At 42.5% G+C, this 19604-nt stretch carries 16 protein-coding genes and 4 tRNA genes; 13 read left to right on the top strand and 7 right to left on the bottom strand.

The window, feature by feature from the left end:
• Positions 1–2 precede the first annotated feature (2 nt).
• Positions 3–1022: a ferrochelatase gene (gene hemH, locus ACS8FB_RS10145; protein WP_439262655.1), complete on the top strand. Its 1020-nt coding sequence runs from the start codon at positions 3–5 to the stop codon at positions 1020–1022.
• A gap of 77 nt (positions 1023–1099) precedes the next feature.
• Here hemH and ACS8FB_RS10140 read toward each other — a convergent pair whose 3' ends face one another.
• Positions 1100–1417, bottom strand: coding sequence for a hypothetical protein (locus ACS8FB_RS10140; RefSeq protein WP_439262653.1), 318 nt, complete (start codon positions 1415–1417; stop codon positions 1100–1102).
• 131 nt (positions 1418–1548) lie between these two features.
• Here ACS8FB_RS10140 and ACS8FB_RS10135 point away from each other — a divergent pair, with 131 nt between their 5' ends.
• Entirely contained in the window at positions 1549–2841 is a 1293-nt protein-coding gene (locus ACS8FB_RS10135; protein ID WP_439262651.1) for a right-handed parallel beta-helix repeat-containing protein, read from the top strand.
• A 43-nt stretch (positions 2842–2884) separates the two neighbouring features.
• Here the strand turns inward: ACS8FB_RS10135 and ACS8FB_RS10130 are convergent, their stop codons facing one another.
• The 3 genes from ACS8FB_RS10130 to ACS8FB_RS10120 form a co-directional block, all read right to left on the bottom strand.
• On the bottom strand, positions 2885–3673 hold the full coding sequence (locus tag ACS8FB_RS10130; RefSeq protein ID WP_439262649.1) for an SDR family NAD(P)-dependent oxidoreductase: 789 nt from the start codon (positions 3671–3673) through the stop codon (positions 2885–2887).
• Between the two features lie 205 nt (positions 3674–3878).
• Entirely contained in the window at positions 3879–4406 is a 528-nt protein-coding gene (locus tag ACS8FB_RS10125; RefSeq protein WP_439262647.1) for a hypothetical protein, read from the bottom strand.
• Between the two features lie 285 nt (positions 4407–4691).
• Positions 4692–5129: a MarR family winged helix-turn-helix transcriptional regulator gene (locus tag ACS8FB_RS10120; RefSeq protein WP_439262645.1), complete on the bottom strand. Its 438-nt coding sequence runs from the start codon at positions 5127–5129 to the stop codon at positions 4692–4694.
• A gap of 224 nt (positions 5130–5353) precedes the next feature.
• Here ACS8FB_RS10120 and ACS8FB_RS10115 point away from each other — a divergent pair, with 224 nt between their 5' ends.
• Positions 5354–5806, top strand: coding sequence for a hypothetical protein (locus ACS8FB_RS10115; protein WP_439262643.1), 453 nt, complete (start codon positions 5354–5356; stop codon positions 5804–5806).
• A 144-nt stretch (positions 5807–5950) separates the two neighbouring features.
• On the opposite strand, the gene polA is transcribed toward ACS8FB_RS10115, so the two are convergent.
• Positions 5951–8905 carry a DNA polymerase I gene (gene polA, locus ACS8FB_RS10110; RefSeq protein WP_439262641.1) on the bottom strand — a complete coding sequence of 985 codons (2955 nt, stop codon included), beginning with the start codon at positions 8903–8905 and terminating at the stop codon, positions 5951–5953.
• A gap of 198 nt (positions 8906–9103) precedes the next feature.
• On the bottom strand, positions 9104–9520 hold the full coding sequence (locus ACS8FB_RS10105) for an organic hydroperoxide resistance protein (RefSeq protein ID WP_439262639.1): 417 nt from the start codon (positions 9518–9520) through the stop codon (positions 9104–9106).
• A gap of 299 nt (positions 9521–9819) precedes the next feature.
• On the opposite strand from ACS8FB_RS10105, the gene ACS8FB_RS10100 reads away from it, so the two are divergent.
• Positions 9820–10740 (top strand): hypothetical protein, encoded by a 921-nt coding sequence (locus ACS8FB_RS10100; RefSeq protein ID WP_439262637.1) that lies wholly within the window; start codon positions 9820–9822, stop codon positions 10738–10740.
• Between the two features lie 52 nt (positions 10741–10792).
• Here ACS8FB_RS10100 and ACS8FB_RS10095 read toward each other — a convergent pair whose 3' ends face one another.
• Complete coding sequence (locus ACS8FB_RS10095; RefSeq protein WP_439262636.1) at positions 10793–12145, bottom strand: MBL fold metallo-hydrolase; 1353 nt, start codon at positions 12143–12145, stop codon at positions 10793–10795.
• A 318-nt stretch (positions 12146–12463) separates the two neighbouring features.
• On the opposite strand from ACS8FB_RS10095, the gene ACS8FB_RS10090 reads away from it, so the two are divergent.
• From ACS8FB_RS10090 to ACS8FB_RS10050, 9 genes are all read left to right on the top strand, one after another.
• On the top strand, positions 12464–14086 hold the full coding sequence (locus ACS8FB_RS10090; protein ID WP_299218033.1) for a peptide chain release factor 3: 1623 nt from the start codon (positions 12464–12466) through the stop codon (positions 14084–14086).
• 203 nt (positions 14087–14289) lie between these two features.
• Positions 14290–15144, top strand: coding sequence for an RsiV family protein (locus tag ACS8FB_RS10085; RefSeq protein WP_439262634.1), 855 nt, complete (start codon positions 14290–14292; stop codon positions 15142–15144).
• 83 nt (positions 15145–15227) lie between these two features.
• A complete protein-coding gene (locus tag ACS8FB_RS10080) occupies positions 15228–16226 on the top strand; it encodes an FHA domain-containing protein (RefSeq protein WP_439262632.1) in 999 nt (332 codons plus the stop codon).
• A gap of 278 nt (positions 16227–16504) precedes the next feature.
• Positions 16505–18001: an anthranilate synthase component I family protein gene (locus ACS8FB_RS10075; RefSeq protein ID WP_439262631.1), complete on the top strand. Its 1497-nt coding sequence runs from the start codon at positions 16505–16507 to the stop codon at positions 17999–18001.
• A 256-nt stretch (positions 18002–18257) separates the two neighbouring features.
• Positions 18258–18333, top strand: a tRNA-Thr gene (locus ACS8FB_RS10070).
• Between the two features lie 66 nt (positions 18334–18399).
• Positions 18400–18483, top strand: a tRNA-Tyr gene (locus tag ACS8FB_RS10065).
• Positions 18484–18596: 113 nt separating this feature from the next.
• Positions 18597–18670, top strand: a tRNA-Gly gene (locus tag ACS8FB_RS10060).
• Positions 18671–18776: 106 nt separating this feature from the next.
• Positions 18777–18851 (top strand) — tRNA-Thr (locus tag ACS8FB_RS10055).
• Positions 18852–19257: 406 nt separating this feature from the next.
• Positions 19258–19604: GTP-binding protein (locus ACS8FB_RS10050; protein ID WP_439262630.1), on the top strand; the 347-nt coding region annotated here is incomplete at its 3' end.

Genomic DNA, 19604 nt, shown 5'->3' with positions numbered 1-19604 from the left:
TTATGAAACCTAAACTGCCGCCACGTATCGCCGTCTTATTAGTCAACCTTGGGACACCTGATGAGCCGACAGCGCCTGCTGTCCGTCGTTACCTCAAACAGTTTTTATCTGACCCTCGCGTCATTGAGATTCCTAAGTTTTTGTGGGTTATCATTCTCAACTTGTTTGTCTTGCCCAGTCGTCCTAAGCGCGTGGCAGAAGCTTATGCCAGTATTTGGGATGGCGACTCGCCTATGCGCAACATCTTAAATGAACAAGTCGCTAAGCTTGAGCCGCGCTTGGCGAAAGACGCGGCGCCGTATCGCGTATCTGTGCATCCAGCGATGAGCTACGGCAATCCAGGACTGCCTGATGTCATGGACAAATTGCGCGCTGATGGTGTCGACCATTTTGTGATGTTGCCGCTATTTCCACAGTATTCAGCAACTTCAACAGGTGCAGTCTATGATGCCATCACAAAATGGACACAAAAGCAGCGCAATTTGCCCAATATCACGATTGTCAAAGACTACTTTGCTCATCCTTTATATATTAAAGCCTTAGCCGATAGCATTCGTCGTTTTCAGGCGACACATGGCAAACCCGAAAAACTGATGTTTAGCTTTCATGGTATTCCGCAGCCTTATGCTGATAAAGGCGATCCCTATCCAAGCCGATGTAAATGCACCGCCGCGCAGGTGGTGCAGGCGTTGGGTCTTGCCGATGATGAATGGATTATAAGCTTTCAATCACGTTTTGGTAAGCAGGAATGGGTGAAGCCGTATACCGATGTGGTACTTGATGAGTGGGCGAAGTCAGGGGTCAAATCGGTACAGATTTTAAGTCCCGCATTTTCAGCTGATTGCCTTGAAACCTTAGAGGAGTTGGCGATTGAAAACCGTGATAACTTTCTTAATGCAGGCGGACAAGAGTACCATTATATTCCAGCGCTAAACATAGATGAGGCGCACATCGACTTATTAGAAGCCATGAGCGCACCTCTAGTTAAAGGCTGGGCGGGTACGCTTGATGGCTGGGTATAACCTAAATATCCCAATACAAAGACAAAAAAATACCGGACATTGATACTGTTCGGTATTTTTTAACTGGGGTTTGCTCGTTATAGATCATCACTATTGCTGTGCTCAGCAGCATCTTTATCAGCGATATCGACAATATCCGGATAGTCACCATCATCTAGATTGTCTTGTACAAGGACATTATCAATAGTGGCTTCATCAACGTTTTGACGATGTATCGGAGTAAGTCCTTCAGTTGCCGCGCTGCCTACTTCAGTATTACTAAAGCCTGCATCGTTATCAATCACATCGTCGTCGTCAAAGGTATGCAGCATGGGATTGTCCATATCTACTTGCTGATTACTGTCACCATCAATGCGATCTTGTGCGTCTGGAAGTGGGGTTTTTGAATTATCCATAAGTCATTCCTTAATTTTTTATGATAGGTTGGATGTTGTCAATATTGTGCAGCTTTAAGAGGTTTACTGCCAGTAGTAAGGTGTCACAGCATGTTCAAAAAATGTAAGGTAAGCCGACTGATGAGATCGTCATGATGAAAAACAATAAGCGACCAATAATAGTAGCGTTGATAAGTGCCAGCGTCAGTTTGGGCGCCTGTGATCGCCTGCCTACTAGCAATATAATAGCTGTAGACGATACTGACGAGTTTGCAAAGCAGTCAATCGTGATTGTTACCAAGCTACCTGCTGCGACCACTATTATAGATTGCGCGCAATTGACACCCAAGCAAACCGTCCATGTAAAAGATCATAGTGCTTTAAACCAAAGCTGTGATCTAACAGAAAAATCAGTACGTTTCGTCCTTAGTCAATCAGACAGCTCACTCGACTGTCAGGGAGCTGCACTTAGTACAATGGCTGATGACAAATCAACGGCCAGTGCAATTACGATTAAACCTAAGACGGATGACGCTATCGAAGATATTGCCGTTGCCAATTGTCATGTAGATGGCTATGGTCATGCGCTACATATTCGCCAATATAGCCAACCAAATCAGCGCTACATTCGCGGCTTTATCGATCCTGCTGCCAATCGGAGGCTTGCTCCAAGAAATATTCGCGTAATCAACGTTACTAGTCGCAACAGTATTAACAGTGGTATGTTCGTCGGCGATCACGTACATGGCGTTACTTTTGATAAAGTACGCATTCAAAACGCAGGCACCGTGGGGTTATATTTAGAATTTGGTAGCCGCGATAATGTGATTAAAAATTCTGTGTTTATCGGTAATGGTTTTCGCACGTTTAAGCCCAATCGTGAAGCCATCGCGGTGGATTCTTCAAGCAATAATCGCATCGAGAATAATCGATTTATCCATAATGGCGCAGGCAGTATATTGCTGTATCGCAATTGCTTTGAGCATGCTGATGATCCAACGCGGGGTAATCATTTTAAACGTACAGAATCGAGCCGTGATAATATTATTCGCGGTAATGTTTTTCAAGATGAGCCAGTGGGCGTATGGGTGGCATCAAGGCAGTCGCGTAATCTTAAAGGTTTTGCGTGCGGTGCATATTTGATTAAAGAGACGCCTTTTGCCAGCTATCACTTAGACAGTGCTAAAAACAATCAGATCATCAATAATCGTTTTGAACAAGTCGAGCAGGGCGTTGTTGTGGAGGATGATGGCACGCTTATTAGTAGTAATCAATTCGCCGCTGACGTTACTTTGCCTATTAATATTGGCTCAAAAGTTCGCGAAGACAGCGCAGCAGGGCCAATCAAAAACACGCTTATTAAAAACAATACCTTCACCGATAAAACCATCGAGCAAGCAGTTGATATTCGAGCGGCAAGCAAAACGGCCACTCAGATTGAGTAGCCGTCAGGATAATACGATAAGCTGTTGGTAAATGGTCTGCGCTTTATTTGGCACCCACTTTGGTATTTACCCAGCGTATGATTGGGTCGGGCGTAACTTGTGAGAGTGCCTGAAAGACTTTAGCTGGCAAACCAACAGCATAATGCGTACCTTTTATTTTACGATTAGGACTGGTGGTCAATTTGCACAACGTTTTTGCCACGTCATTGACGTTTAGATTGATACCCAAGCGATCAATACTCGTCACCTCAATATCTTTTGTCATATCAGACTTAACCCAAAGCGGCATGACGTCTATGACTTTGATACCGAGCTTTTGATATTCAATATTAAGGCCTTCGGTGAGACCGCGGACAAAAAACTTACTGGCTGCATAATTGGCAACTTCAGGCTGACCATAAATAGCAGACGCTGAAGACACATTAACGATTTTACCATTATTGCTATCAGCCAAATAAGGCGCAAGCTTATGACAGCCAATGAGTACGCCTTTGCAATTGACATCGATTAAAGACAGCTGCTGCTGCAAATCAGTCGCGGGCAAAGCACCACTGACTAGCACACCTGCATTGTTGATTAACGCGTCAATACTGCCAAAATTATCAATCATTTGACTGATAGCGTCTTCCCATGAGTCAGGCTGGGTTACGTCAAGCTGACCAGTTATGATACGTTTTTGTTTGATCGCTTTTTTAAAAGCTTTATCTTTAGTTGCGTCTTCAAGCGTATCAGTATTGGTTGCAAATAGACCAACGCTATGACCCTTTGCCGCCAGCTTTTTGGCAGTGGCCAAACCAATACCACGCGATGCACCAGTGATTAATATATTCATAATGAGTAACTTAATAATGAGCAATAATGAGTAAATCAAGGTACAACGCTAAGTCACGATATTTAGCAACACCCTTAGTATAGGTATCAATAAAGTCGGCACCGTTATAAATACTACTATTGTCCCTCGAGCTTATATTGAGTATAGCAAATTAATAAGCAAAGTTAATCGCTAAAGTAGATACCACAGTCAACTCTTCTTACTATCATCTTGCGGTTTTTAAATCTAGGTTTTCTGCTGTCTGAGTGTCAAAATCGGCTAACTTAAATTTCCACACATAAAACAAAGCAATACCATAAATAGCAGTTTCTGCTAACTCTTCAATGGTACCGCCAACGGCATAAGGGAAAACAATCGCATTCTCGCCCATATACTGTATTATCGCCAGTATGACTACGAAGACATATAATGCTACATCGACATCTTTTAAGACGGCTTTGAGATAACGCCATGAATAAACGAGCAACCCAACGATGACAAGATAGACAAGGGTCAGCACACCATCTTCCCACCAGTCATAAGAATGACCAAGCAGCGAAAAGTCGCCTGAAATAAGCAGTTCTGGTAAGTAGTTTAGCTCTCGGCGAAGCACAGCAAAAAATACGAGCACTGATGCGAGCCAAAAATAACGACTTTGCTTGCTATGACTTTGTACTACATACTGGGCACAGCGTAGTAAGCAGACAATAATAAGTATAAGACCGGGTATTTCGATGATGCCATCTGTAGCCAAAATAAAGGGCTCCTGGTTTTGCAAAAAATAAAAAAGTGAACCCAAGGACTCACTTTAGACCATCAATTATAAAAACGTAGGTGAAGTATATTATACGTCCAGCTAATAAAAAACAGCATTTCAAGATATAACTAACTGGTCATCAGTCATTTTAGGACTCATCTTATTAAAGATCGACTTTCACTAGAGCAAAAGCTTGATGCTTAAAAGAGTAGAAAAATAATGGCCTTTATCTACAGGTAGTGATGTTAGTTTTGATGTAAGCTGGTACTCTCGCACAAAGTGTTATTCTTCTACCAGTTCCCGCTGTTTAATAATCACCCGTTGCATCAACGTATTAAACTGTTTTTGTTCTTCCTCAGTCAAGACTGACAGCGACTGTTGGTTGACCTGTCTGGCACAATTAATGGCTTTGGTTTCAAGCGACCTAGCTTTTTTCGTCAGCAAGATGTGTTTGACCCGTGCATCTTTTTTATCTGCTACACGCGTGATCAATCCATCGCGTTCCATTCTATTGAGAGTATTGGCAATTGTCGCCTGTGCTAAATTACCTAGCTGTACCAAGTCATTTTGCGTTATACCATCTTGTTGCCATAGCTCAAGCAGAATGGGGAAGTGAGCTGTACTAATACCTAACGGTTTTATCTGTTCATTGAGCAAAATGGCGTACAACCTAGCAAGATGATTAGCAAGATACCCTGTAGATTCAGTTTTGAAGGTCATGATCTATTCTCTATATAAGTATATTTTGAACAAGATATTTTCTAATATGATATAAATATAGCTTGCTATGTATTTATATAGCATGCTATGTTTATATTCAAGTATGAAGCGATTAGATTAAGTTTGCGTCTAAAAGTTTAGAGCTTTTAAAGTGTTGTTAACGCTATTTGGTAAATAGTTTATCGCTAACGCCATGCTACTAAAAACACTGCTGGAGAATAACAATGGATCGTCGATATTTAGTCAAAATTCATGCTACCACTGGTTTTTTAGGGTTTTTCTTTATTCTAAGCTTTTGGTTAAGTACGCTTATCAGTGAGCTATTTATGTCTTATGAAACCATTGCTATGGTGAAGCAAAGCATTCTCTACGCTTTCATCTTTTTTATTCCAACCATGATAATTGCAGGCATGTCGGGTAGCAAGCTTAGCGTCAAAGTGAAACATCCCAATGTATTGGCTAAGAAAAAACGCATGCCATTTATTGTTATAAATGGACTGATTATACTATTACCGTCGGCATTTTATTTAAGCTATTTGGCAAGCTTGGGCCGCTTTGGTAGCACGTTTTATATCGTACAGGGCATCGAGCTGATAGTAGGAGCCGCAAACTTGACGCTTATGGGGCTTAATATTCGTGACGGGCTTGGTATTCGTAGAAGAAAAAGAGCGGTGTAAGTCTGTCTATGTTAGTGAAGTGGCCTTTTAGAATATACGTTCTAAAGTTTTAAATGTATCTACGAGTAGAGTAAATGGAGTGGTTTGTTCAGCTTTTTCTACGAGCGCTGAACAAACCAACTGATCCTCTACCAACATCAATCTCTAATGCGCCTCATCCCAATTCTGACCACTATCAGTCTCAACTAATAACGGCACAGCAAAGTCTACATGCCAACCCTTTTCAACCGCAGTGGCCGTTAAGACATCTTGCATGGCATTAGTAATGAGTTGGCTAATCTCTTCTACCTTATCGCTATCTACTTCAAACACCAGTTCATCATGAACTTGTAGTAACATTTTCGCCTGCTCTTTAGGCAGTACTTTATCGACAGCAATCATAGCGAGTTTAATCAAATCAGCAGCTGAGCCTTGGAGTGGTGCGTTAATCGCAGCACGTTCGGCGCCTTGTTTGACCATGCGATTGCTATGATTGATATCAGGCGTATAGAGCTTACGACCCAGTATAGTCTCGACATAACCACGATTGACAGCACTGGCACGTGTATCAACCATATATTGCTTAACTCCCGGATAGCGATCAAAGTACATATCGATATAATCTTGTGCCTCACCGCGGCTCATTTGGAGTTGTTTTGCCAGCCCAAAGGCGCTCATACCATAGAGTAGACCAAAGTTAATGGCTTTGGCATTGCGGCGCTCAGTGGCAGTAACTGCTTCAACATCTTTGCCAAGTACCTCCGCAGCAGTCGCGGCGTGAATATCCAGCCCTTCTTTAAAAGCGTGAGTTAAGTTGGCGTCTTCTGAGAAGTGCGCCATGAGGCGCAGCTCAACCTGTGAGTAATCCGCTGCCAAAATAACGCGTCCTTTTGGGGCAATAAAAGCCTGGCGAATCAAGCGGCCTGTCACCGTACGAATTGGTATGTTTTGTAAATTAGGATCAGTTGACGATAGACGTCCGGTACTGGTCAATGCCTGATGGTAGCTAGTATGCACACGATCAGTCTCGTTATCGGCTACGGCATCAAGTGCATCGGTATAGGTGCTTTTAAGCTTAGATAAGCCGCGATATTCCAGTACGATTTCTACTAATGGGTGATCAATCTTCGATAATATAGCTTCACCAGTAGAGTACTGTCCTGACTTGGTTTTTTTACCACCAGGGACGCCAAGCTTATCAAATAGCATCTCACCGAGCTGCTTTGGTGAGCCTAAGTTAAATTCTTCGCCAGCAATTTCATAAGCGCGTTTTTCTAGAGCGATAATTTCTTCATCAAAGCGTTTAGACAGCTCATTGAGGAAAGAGCGCTTAATCAAAATACCGTTTGCTTCCATTTGACAAAGAATTTGGGCTGTTGGAATCTCTAGCTCGTGCAGTAATTTCGCGTTGTTGTCATCCTCAGTAAGTTGCCTATGAAACAGATCAAAGAGCTGATAAGTAATATCGGCATCTTCACAAGCATAATCGCTGGCAATATCGATAGCCACTTGATCAAAGGTAACTTGCTTTGCGCCTTTACCAGCGACATCTTCATAGCTGATGGTCTGTGTCTGTAGATAATGCCGCGCCAGATCATCCATACCGTGACGAGTAATGGCGGCATTGATGACATAGCTGGCGAGCATAGTATCCATCGCCCAGTTATTAGGGCTGGCATGAATAGCGCCTACTAAATCAATATCATAATGACTGAGGATATGAGCGTCATATTTTAGATGTTGACCGATTTTGCCAATTTTTGGGTTTTCCAAAATAGGTTTAAGTTTTGCTAATACTGTGTCACGATCAAGCTGCTTTTCGATCAGCTCATCACCTTCTAAGCGATGCGTGAGCGGTACATAATAAGCCTCATGGGCCTTCACGGCAAAAGATAAGCCGACAATTTCGGCTTGTCGCCAATAAATACTAGTCGTCTCGGTATCGATAACGAAATGCGCTGCGTTTGTAAGCTGCTCAAGTAGGCTCTCAAAAGCGGGCATGTCGAGAATGGTATGCCAGGCTTTGTCATGGCTTTTACTGTCTTTAATGTTTTCAATCGTGCTTGATTGCAGTGATTTTGCGACTTGCGCTTGCGACTCAGCATCGACCTGACTGTCAGCGATGCTTGCGCTACCATTGGCAGGATGGTTTGGGTGATCAAGAGAGGCCAACTCATTTTTAAATTCAAGCTCACTATACAGCTTGCGTAGCTCATCAATATGGGCGCAGGGGTCAGTATTTATTATAAGGTCTGTCCAATCTTGTCCGATGGCCAAGTCGGTCACAATGGTCGCAAGCTTTGCATTGAACGGAATATCATCGGCATATTCGACCAAGTTTTTACCAGCGCGGCCTTTAATTTCAGCAACGTTTTTGAGCATTGTATCGATATTGCCGTATTTATTAAGCAAGTCTTTGGCGGTTTTTTTACCGATACCAGGCACGCCTTTGATGCCGTCTGATGAATCGCCCATCAAGGTCAAAAAGTCAATCATCTGATGAGGCTCAATCCCGAACTTTTCTATCACGCCTGCACTATCGGTGATTTTGCCTGTAAAGCTATCTTCTAATATCACACAATCATTGATCAGCTGCATCATATCCTTGTCACCAGTCGAGATGACCACGTGATGGCCTTGCTCAACCGCGCGATAGGCAAGGGTGCCGATAATATCATCGGCTTCTGCGCCTTCTATACGCAATAAAGGAATCCCAAGCGCCGCTACCAGATGATGAATATAAGGAATTTGTTCAACCAACTCAATATCAATGGGCGGGCGCGCTGCCTTATATTCAGCAGACATAGCATGGCGAAAGGTCGGAGATTTGGTGTCAAAACAAACGGCCATATGCGTTGGATGATAGCGTCGCATAAGCTTCAGCAAAGCGTTTAGTGTGCCGCGTATGGCATTGGTTATCAGGCCTTGCGAGTTTTGCATGGTCTTTGGCAGTGCATGGTAGGTACGAAACAGATAGTACGAGCCGTCTACTAAAATAAATGGTGGCTGGTCTTTATCTACATGACTAGTATCCATGGTCGCCACATTGGGCATATTATCAAAATTTGGTAGCGTATTAGGGTTAATAGGTGAGTGCGAATTGTGGTCATTATCGGTCATAGAGGTCACTTATCAGCTATTGGATAAAATCAAAAAATATCAACCATTATAACGATAAAATCAGCGCGTGCCGAATGGCTCAAAAGTTAAAATGTATATGACTATAAGCGTTATTTAACTATAAAGGTTAAAAACAACAAAGCCCAGACTTGCTGGGCTTTGCTAACAACAGTTCTGTTTATCAACTCATGATACAGCTTAGCTTTTTACTTCTGAAGTCACTTCAACATCAATATTACCACGTGTCGCCTTTGAGTACGGGCAGACTTGATGAGCCTTTTCAACGAGTTTTTGGAACTCATCAGCAGACAGGTCGGTATTTTCGCCAGTCACATGAATTTTTGCTGCTAACTTGTAGTCATGCCCTTCACCTTGTAGCAAATCTACTTCTATTTGAGTAGTCGAATCAAATTTGGCTTTTTCCATTTGTTTGACTGCACCAAGTGCGCTATCGAAACAGGCGCTATAGCCCATGGCGAATAGCTGCTCTGGGTTATTACCTTCTTTTCCAGAACCTGGCGCTACCATATTGATGCTGAGATCACTATCAGCTAAGCTGGCTGAACCTGCACGGCCGCCAGTAGTAGTAGCTTTAGTAGAGTATAAAGTTTTCATAACACATCCTTTGTTGTCAGTTTTTATAGTAAACACATTTTGTTGGTCATTAAGTTGATTAGCATAACAAATTTTTAACACGACTCTATATAGCGGTGGTAAATCTATACTATGAATTTGTAAGTCAATCTTTTAGGTTGGTAAGTAAAGTACTCGCTTCATGTGGTCGCAGCTTGGTGATTAGTGTAAGCTAATAGTAGCCGTTAAACGATGATAGATTAGGCGGTAGCCACTTCCTTTACATTTAGTGAAATAGCTTTTAACAACGTTCCATTACTGACAAATAAGGATGCCTAGCGATGAAAAAAACACACAAACAACTCTTTGCACCGCTTGCTATTTCTTTATTAGCGATTGGGCTTGTTGGGTGTGACGAGGAAGACAATGGCATTTTTGGCTCAAGCAATAACAATGAGCTGACGCTGACAAGTTTTGATAAAGGCATTGATCGTCAAACTGGTAGAGAAGCTGTGGCGCGTATTGATACCGAATATAGCGAGGGTGAGCGTGATATTGATGTAACCAACATTTTAGGAAGTTTTAGCGCGCAAAATATTGATGATTTAGAACGATCGATAGTGTTATCGAATAACTTTGAGGGCACGCTTGAAGATCGCTATATTAAGGTCAACGGACGTACTATCAGACAGCCAATTTATGAGTTGAATAGTAGTAATAATTTAAGTTATGAAACCATTTATAGAACATTAGATCTGTCTGGAGTCAGCGCTGGTAGTTATAGTCTTGGCAATAATTTGGCTAGTAGCCGAGGGATTCTCACTGATTTGAATAATTATCCAAACATTCCACCAAATGTAGAGTTTCCAACAGGTTCTGTTTGTTATATCCCTGTGACGACCAGTGACCGCTCGTTTTTTATTTTCAATGATAAAGATAAAACCCGTTATGATAATCTTGATGACTGGGTTGATATGAGCGAAAATCGTTTTAGCGATAATCGAAATTTTAGTACCACTCGCTCAGATACGGGTATCAATAATCAACTAAAAACTGCTCAGGTTAGATATTTTGCCTTTGACAATGAACCAGAATATATATTCAGAGCTGTCGATTATGACGACCGTATCTATGAAGCCGATTACATTGACAGTAATGCACCGCGCCCCAACGAAAACAGCAGACGCGGGGTGGTTGATTGCACTTTAGTTAATGAGGTAGCGGCTGACTTCTTAGAAGACCAAATCAACCGCTACTATTAATAGCTGTTTTGGCATTTACATAAACGTTGATTATGTACTATCGAAGATGACATCAGTTATGTGCAGCTTGCCATGCACTCATTGAACCAAGATAAATATCGATATTATCAAAGCCTTGGCTTGCAAGCCATCCTGCTGCGACTGTCGCCCGTGCGCCACTACCACACATCAACGTATAGTGCTGGTTTTTATCAAGTTTATGCCAACGTTCGTTAAGATGACCGACATAGATATGTTCAGATCCTTTAATTGCAGCAGAAGCTCTTTCATCGGCGTCGCGGACGTCAAGCAGTGTCCAGTCGTCTTTATTAACGTTGAGCCTTTCTTTAACCTCAGCAGTATCGATCATAGGTGTTGATTGTATCTTTTGACCTTGTGCGGCAGCAGACACCACACCGACATAGCCACCGACGATATTATCAAGGGCGATGCGTACCAAATGCTCCATGGCGGTAGCAAGCTGCTCTTCATTGGCGGCAATCAGTGCTATGCTTTCGCCTTCAGAGATAAACCAGCCAGCAAAAGCGGAGATCATCCCCACAGGCAGGCTCATAGCGCCGAGCAGATGACCGGCAGCATAAGCCATCGGCTCTCGAATATCGATGAGATGATCCGCGTCACAGGTTTTAAGCTCATCAAGCGATAGATGACGCGGACGCATAATGCGCGGCGCGGCGTCACCGCCTTCCATATTGAGGCGCTCCATCAAGCGAAAATAAGGGGGTTGATAATGGTTTTCGTTGATTTTGACATCGATAAATACGTCACGACTCTCAATCTGCAGGCGCGGATTATTCAGTCTTTCATGGCCGACACTTGAAAACTCACGCGCAGCCATACCTGAGCCGCACACTGACCCAGCCCCATGGGCAGGATAAATAAGGGCTTGATCGCCAAGCGCTAAAATTTTTTGTAATGAGTCATAGAGCAGACCTGCCACTTCCTTACGTCGATTGGGATAAAAGTCCGTACGCCCAACATCGCCCACGAATAGCGCATCCCCTGTGAAAACCCCGACAGCTTGTTCTGGATAGGCGCTATCAAATAACACAAAGCTAATATGATCATCAGTGTGACCAGGTGTCTCTAGTACGCGAATCTCAAGCTGACCGATGGCAAAGCAGTCATTCTCATGAGTTGTTTGCGCATAAGTGATAGGCTTTTCAGGATTTGGCCCATGTAGTACTACTGCACCAGTCAATTCTGCTAGAATTGGCGCACCAGAAACCAAGTCTTCATTACGGTGAGTTTCGAAGATATGGGTAATTTTCAGCCCAGCAGCACGTGCTTTTTCGACATAAATGTTACAGTCGCGGCGTGGGTCAATGACTGCTGCTTTTCCACCTGAGCCTACCAGATAGGACAAGTGAGCGAGTCCGGGTGTCTTTATTTTCTCAAGTAGCATAATTATTCCCTTATAAATATTGGTGGCTAAATATCATTGAAGTAACTGTATTCAATAGCTGTGTTTAATAATTGTATTCAATATCTAGATTTAACATCTATATTAAATTTCGTCTTTTTAAAAGAGTAGCAAATAAATAGTACTGGCACAGTATCAAGCTATATATTATAAGTAGGTGTATTGTTTCAGCGTATCAGTACCTTAAGCAAAAATAGCATCCAAACCATAAATCGGCTACAATAAGCGCACTAAATTTTCACCTCTATCTGTATTACCTTCTGTTTTTCCTTTCCAAAATTTAACGATAAGTTATTCATTATGAGCGCAGATTCTAAACCTTCAGCCACTAAGTTACCTCCTGCCAAGCTTGCTCGCGAAGTCGCCAAACGCCGCACCTTTGCCATTATTTCGCATCCTGATGCGGGTAAGACTACTATGACCGAAAAGCTACTGTTATGGGGTCAAGCGATCCAAGTGGTTGGTGAAGTCAAAGGCCGCAAAACCGATCGTCATGCAACCTCTGATTGGATGAGTATGGAACAAGAGCGCGGTATCTCTATTACGACCTCAGTCATGCAGTTCCCTTATAAAGATCATATGGTCAATCTACTAGATACCCCCGGTCACGCTGATTTTAGTGAAGATACTTATCGTACCTTGACCGCCGTTGATAGCGCACTGATGATGGTCGATGGCGCAAAAGGGGTGGAGGAGCGTACCATCAAACTGATGGAAGTTTGCCGGATGCGTGATACACCAATCATCTCGTTCGTCAATAAGCTGGATCGTCAGATTCGCGAACCGCTTGAGCTGCTTAGTGAAATTGAGAGTGTACTAAAAATCAAATGCGTGCCTGTGACGTGGCCTATTGGTATGGGTCAAGATTTCGTTGGGGTATATCACTTAACCGAAAACAAGACCTATCTTTATGAAAAAGGTCATGGTGGTGATATGAGCGTCGCTGAAACGCGGGACGGTTATGACTATCCTGATATACGCGAGCGTCTGGGTGAGCTGATGTTTAATGCTTTTGAAGAGTCGCTTGAGCTGGTACAAATGGCGCTAGAAGACTTTAGTGTTGAGGAGTTTTTAACAGGCGAGATGACACCAGTACTGTTCGGTACAGCGCTAGGTAATTTTGGGGTCAATATGGTGCTGGATACTCTAGTCAAATATGCCCCATCGCCCAAAGCGCATCCGACTCATGAGCGCGAAGTGGCAGCGACTGAAACTGAATTCAGCGGCTTTGTCTTTAAAATTCAGGCCAATATGGATCCGCGTCACCGTGACCGCATTGCGTTTTTAAGGGTTTGCTCAGGCAAGTACGAGAAAGGTATGAAAATGAAGCATGTGCGTCTGGGCAAAGACGTACGGATTGCTGATGCCCTGACTTTTCTTGCAGGTGACCGTGAAGCATTAGAAGAAGCCTATCCAGGTGATATTATTGGCTTACACAATCACGGTACGATCTCTATCGGCGACAGCTTTACCGAAGGCGAGGAGTTGAACTTTACCGGTATTCCACATTTTGCGCCCGAACTGTTTCGCCGTGTGGTACTAAAAGACCCATTAAAATCTAAAGCACTGCAAAAGGGTTTACAGCAGCTTAGTGAGGAAGGAGCTACTCAGGTCTTTATGCCGCAGATTAATAACGATTTAATCTTAGGCGCAGTGGGTGTGCTCCAGTTTGAAGTGGTCGCGCATCGACTAAAAGAAGAATATAAGGTGCAGTGTACTTTTGAACCCGTCTCCATCGCTACAGTACGCTGGATTCATTGTGACGATGAAGTAGCGCTGGCAAAATTTAAGAAAAAAGCGCATGATCAGTTGTCGATAGATGGCGGTGGCTACTTAACATATTTGGCGCCATCGCGTGTTAACTTGCAACTGATGCAAGATCGCTATCCGGAAGTGACTTTTAGCAATACTCGCGAGCACTAAAATCAACGATGCTAGAAGGTATTATTTAGTCCTATAATATATTCTTAAAAGACACGCTGGCCGTGTCTTTTTTGTTTGTATGATTCATTGAAAGTATTAGGCCATGTTATTAAAAACTGATCGCTAAAACAGTGTTCCTACAATAATAGATTTTGATTACGGTAGAATATCTATAAATGTCGTCTATTAATTAAAGAGGATATATGTCAATAGCTACTTATTATCATGTGATAAAGCATTCACAATTTAATAAAAATATAAATACAATCAAAGGTATAAAGCCGATTGCTACTTTTGGCGTTGCCATCTTATTGAGTGCTTTTAGTTTATCTACCAATGCGACTACTTTGATCAGTGCAACAGACTATCTTGATTATAATTTACCAAAACATTTACAAGAACGCTGTATTAAACGTGAAAACTGTCCAAAAATTGACATCAAATATCTTAAAACCAATCATGACTGGCTAAACGGGGTTGTTAATGGACGTATTAACGATCTAGTTGTAAACAGTAAAATGTCTGAGTCGGCACCTATCAACAATAAAAATAGTCACGCCGATGTTAGAGCAGCTATTGATGACTTTGCAGCCTCACAATTTTCTGATTTGCCTGCAGATAGCGTTTTTACTTATCGTTTAACGATAGAGCCTAAATATCTAGGACATGTAGATAACTTTGAGTTATTTGAGATACATTCCTATATATTTACAGGCGGTGCCCATGGAATGCCGTATAGCGAATATCTCGTATTTGATTCCACAACGAAGCAACAGGTGCAGCTGGTAGACATGTTGCAAAAGGGCAAAAAGTCAGACTTTGAGGCATTGGCGTACGATGCTTATAAGAAGTGGGTCGGTACAGTTGCCAGCGACACTCATGATTATGAGCAAAGCTGGCCTTTCGTGTTCAGTGACAACATAACTTTAACGGATAAAGGCATCGATATTCGTTACCAGCATTACTCTATCGGTCCTTATGCCTACGGTATGCCAGTGCTAAGTATCCCGTATGATAAGCTAAACACCATTATCAAGCCTTATTTCATGCCACAGTAAAATAAAGACAAACAACAACTTCCGGTATGACCAAAGATGGTATTTGGTCATATTTTCAAAAATTTATAATAAGGAGTCGCAAGATGACGAATAACTTAGATGACAACAACCTGCTAAAGACTAAAGAAGAGACAACGACTTGGCAGCTTAACGCAATGACTGAAGCGTTGGGTGATTTAACACTGACGGTTGATGACAGTTTGTCCATCGGACGCGGTAACGACAACGATGTCGTACTTGGTAGTAAGGCAGTATCACGCAATCATGCGTTACTTAGTGTCTTAAACGGAGATTTATATATTAAAGATTTGGACTCATCAAACGGGACATTTATCAATGATGAGCGCATTGAGGGCAATAAGTCTACTCATCTTAATACAAATGATACGGTTGGTTTTGCAAGTTTTGTCTTTAAGGTTGCTGCCCCGCAGGTAGATACTGATCCGGTCACACCAGTAGCAGCCGCGCCAGTTGAACCTGCGACCAAGCAAAGCACGGCGACAGACAAAGATAGCGTGCTGACTGAAAGCGTAGTAGATGAGACAGCTGTCAATGAGCCAGTGGTCAAAGATACCATAGTCACAGAAGTCCTCTCATCTACCACTAGTGAATCCGTAGAAACACTAACTAATACGGCAACAGAAACTACTTCTCAATCTACTTCAGCACCGAGTACGGCCACAGCTAAGGAGACAGTGATGTCTAATGATAAGTCTAAAGAGACGCTAAACCATGAGCCAACAGTTAACGAGCCAATAGCAAAACAGCCAACTGCGCATCAAGAGCCAGATGATGCTCCAGAGCACGATAAGACGACTAAAACCACTTTACAAGAAGAGTCAGATCCAGATGTACTACGCGCCAAACAAGCTGCCTCAGCGCAGTTTTCTGGTACTGCCAATCTAGGTCAAGGTCGCGATCTAGGAACTGAAGGCAATAATGCAATGGATCAAGCTGTCAACAATCCTGCTAATACAGGACATCCAGAGAAAAAACCAAGCGGTAGTTGGTTCATATGGGTATTTATCGTCATTATTATCATCGGAATTGCTCTATGGTTATTTAACATGGGCGGCGTTTAATCGCTTATTTTGATCGTTTATACAGTTTGCTAGCTGGCACCAATCAGTTATAGAAGATGCCTTATAACTAAAGAGATGAGCCGAACAGTACAGTAGTGCTAAATAATACTAACGCTGGCCAGTTTTGTTATACTGGCTGGCTATACTGTAGCTAAATTTGGTCCATCCTCATTTCTTGACAGGTTTATGCTCTATTTATTTCAACGCCGAGCATGTACTGTCTTTTTGCTACTGCTATTTTTATCTTTTGCCTATTTGGTGTTAAGAGACTTTTTACTATGATGACCTTTGAAGAATATAACGCATTTAAAACACAAGGTTATAGTCACGCCCCCCTTGTCAAAAAACGCTTAATGGATGCTCAAACACCAGTTTCTGTGTTTTCTAGAGTACGTGATTTAAGCGGTTCAGCTTATTTGTTTGAGTCAGTCGTAGGCGGTGAGCGCTGGGCGCGTTATTCTATGATTGGTCTGGGTAGCGATTTAATCTTACAGTACACAGACGGTTATATGACCATCAAAAGAGACGATCAGATTGATAGTGACGCAGTCGATGATCCATTTGATTATATTAGAAAGCTTATGGCACAGTATAAAATGCCCACACCAAATGAGATCGAAGCACTACCAAGCTTTAGTGGCGGGCTGGTGGGCTACTTCGGTTATGACATGATACGCGTTATTGAACCAAGCGTTGGATTGTCTGATGCGCCAAACCCCATGTCGCTACCTGATATGTGGTTAATGCTCTCGATGAGTGTCATCGTCTTTGATAATTTAGAAAACACTTTGTCCATCATCGTTTATGCAGATTGTAATGATAAGGATGGCTATGGTGCAGCGATTCGAGAGCTTGAGAAAATCGAAGATAAGCTGGCTGAGATGCCAGACTTGAGTACGCCCATCATGCCCACACCAAAATTTGAATCGCAAACTGGACAAGAGAAGTATTGCAATGATGTCAATAAGATAAAAAATTATATATTAGAAGGGGACGTTATGCAGGTCGTTCCCGCTCAGCGTTTAACTGCGGACTATAAAGGAGACTCGCTGGCAGTGTATCGAGCGTTAAGATTTTTAAATCCGTCACCTTATCTGTTTTTAGTACATGGCTATACGCTTGATGACCACAAACGTTTTGACATTATTGGTGCCTCTCCTGAGATTCTATCACGTATCGAAGATGGGACAGTGACAGTGCGTCCACTGGCAGGCACACGTAAACGCGGTCAAGATGAAGCAGAAGATCTAGCACTTGAAATAGAGCTACTGGCTGATAAAAAAGAAATCGCTGAGCACTTGATGCTAATTGATCTTGGTCGTAATGATATCGGCCGTGTCTGCGAGTATGGCAGTGTCAAAGTTACCGAGAAGATGTTTGTAGAGCGCTATTCGCAAGTGATGCACATTGCCTCTAACGTCGAAGGTAGAATACTAGCTGACAAAGACGCGCTGGATGTATTCTGTGCGACTTTTCCAGCAGGTACACTATCAGGTGCACCCAAAATTCGTGCCATGCAAGTGATTGACGAGGTCGAACCAGTACGTCGAACTGTGTTTGGCGGCTCAGTAGGTTATCTGGGTTGGCATGGCAATATGGATACTGCGATTGCCATACGTACGGCGGTGATGCGCCGCGGTAAGATACATATTCAAGCGGGGGCAGGGGTAGTTGCTGATTCAGTGCCAGAAGCAGAGTGGGACGAAACCAATAAAAAAGCACTAGCATTGGTCAAGGCGGTAAAGATGGCTTGTGATGGGTTACGTATTCATTAGTACGACTTGGTTAAAGACTAGCGGTCTGGTATTATTAAACCTATGTTATTTGATTCATACTTAGCTTAATGAAAAAAGACGTGATGTGTTGTGGCTACAATGAAAGTGCAGCATAAATCGTAACCAGTATTTTTATAAAAAAATCCAATGCAATCAAGTGCTTGAAAATTTTTATTAAAATAAGTGTAAAAAAAATAAAAAAGGGCTTGCGTCTGTCAAAATATTTGATAGAATAGCCACCACTTTGAGAGAACAAGCCGACTTAGCTCAGTTGGTAGAGCAACTGACTTGTAATCAGTAGGTCGCCAGTTCGATCCCGGCAGTCGGCACCATCTCTTTCAAAGTAGCTTTTTATAAATTTGCTTTATATTAAAGTCTGTTTATTCAAAGCAACCTAAGGTGGGATTGGGGAGCGGTCAAACCCAACAGACTGTAAATCTGTCGCGAAAGCTTCGAAGGTTCGAATCCTTCTCCCACCACCATATTTCTGTAGTTTGTCATAACGCCAAGCATACTCGTTATACATAATTACTCTTTATATTTATAATACTGTTTTGTATTCATACTATAAGAGTCACTTTGCATAAGAGTCATTGCGGGTGTGGTATAATGGTAACACCTTAGCCTTCCAAGCTAATGACGCGGGTTCGATTCCCGCCACCCGCTCCATATATACACCAACGCAAAAATTACCAATAAATCATCACGACAATCAGTATATTATTACTGTATCGTGATATTTTTTTTAGTACAGCTTATAGGCTGGCTAAGATATGCTCATATAGCTCAGCGGTAGAGCACTCCCTTGGTAAGGGAGAGGTCTCGAGTTCAATTCTCGATATGAGCTCCATTTATTGATTATACTTTTTGTGTTTGCTTCGCTACTTTTAAATAATGTTACGTCGATATCAACCATACAGAATGTTGAAAATTAATAGACTGTCGAAAATTCTAAAGTTAGTGTGGCGGATTAAGATTTAAAGGTGACACTGAGGTGTTGCCTTTTAGTGCTGTCAGTACATTGTGAATACATCAGTTATTCAACATAAACCGATCATATGTACTGAGTAGACTGAAAATGTTAGTATAGTGTTCGAATCGTATCTCTATACTGATAGTAAAAGTTTGTTAGATTTATCCTAGCGTCAACGGTTTGATGGTTTTAACTCTGTCATAAACCGTCAAATAGCTATTTACCGATCTTACTGTTTAATATTTTTTAAGCATAAAGATTCATCAATAAAGAGGAACTACCCATGGCAAAGGCCAAGTTTGAACGCAACAAGCCCCACGTCAACGTCGGCACCATCGGACACGTTGACCATGGCAAAACCACATTGACTGCCGCAATCGCAACCGTAGCAGCAATCACCTCTGGCGGCGAAGCCAAAGACTACGCGTCTATCGATAGCGCACCAGAAGAAAAAGCACGTGGCATCACCATCAACACCTCACACGTAGAATATGACACCGACACTCGTCACTACGCGCACGTTGATTGCCCAGGTCACGCCGACTATGTTAAAAACATGATCACTGGTGCCGCTCAAATGGACGGCGCAATCCTAGTCGTATCAGCAACTGATGGCCCAATGCCACAAAC

The organism is Psychrobacter sp. 1U1, assembly GCF_051847535.1.
Classification (GTDB): Bacteria; Pseudomonadota; Gammaproteobacteria; order Pseudomonadales; family Moraxellaceae; genus Psychrobacter; species Psychrobacter saeujeotis.
This window is presented reverse-complemented; position numbering and strand designations above follow the sequence as displayed.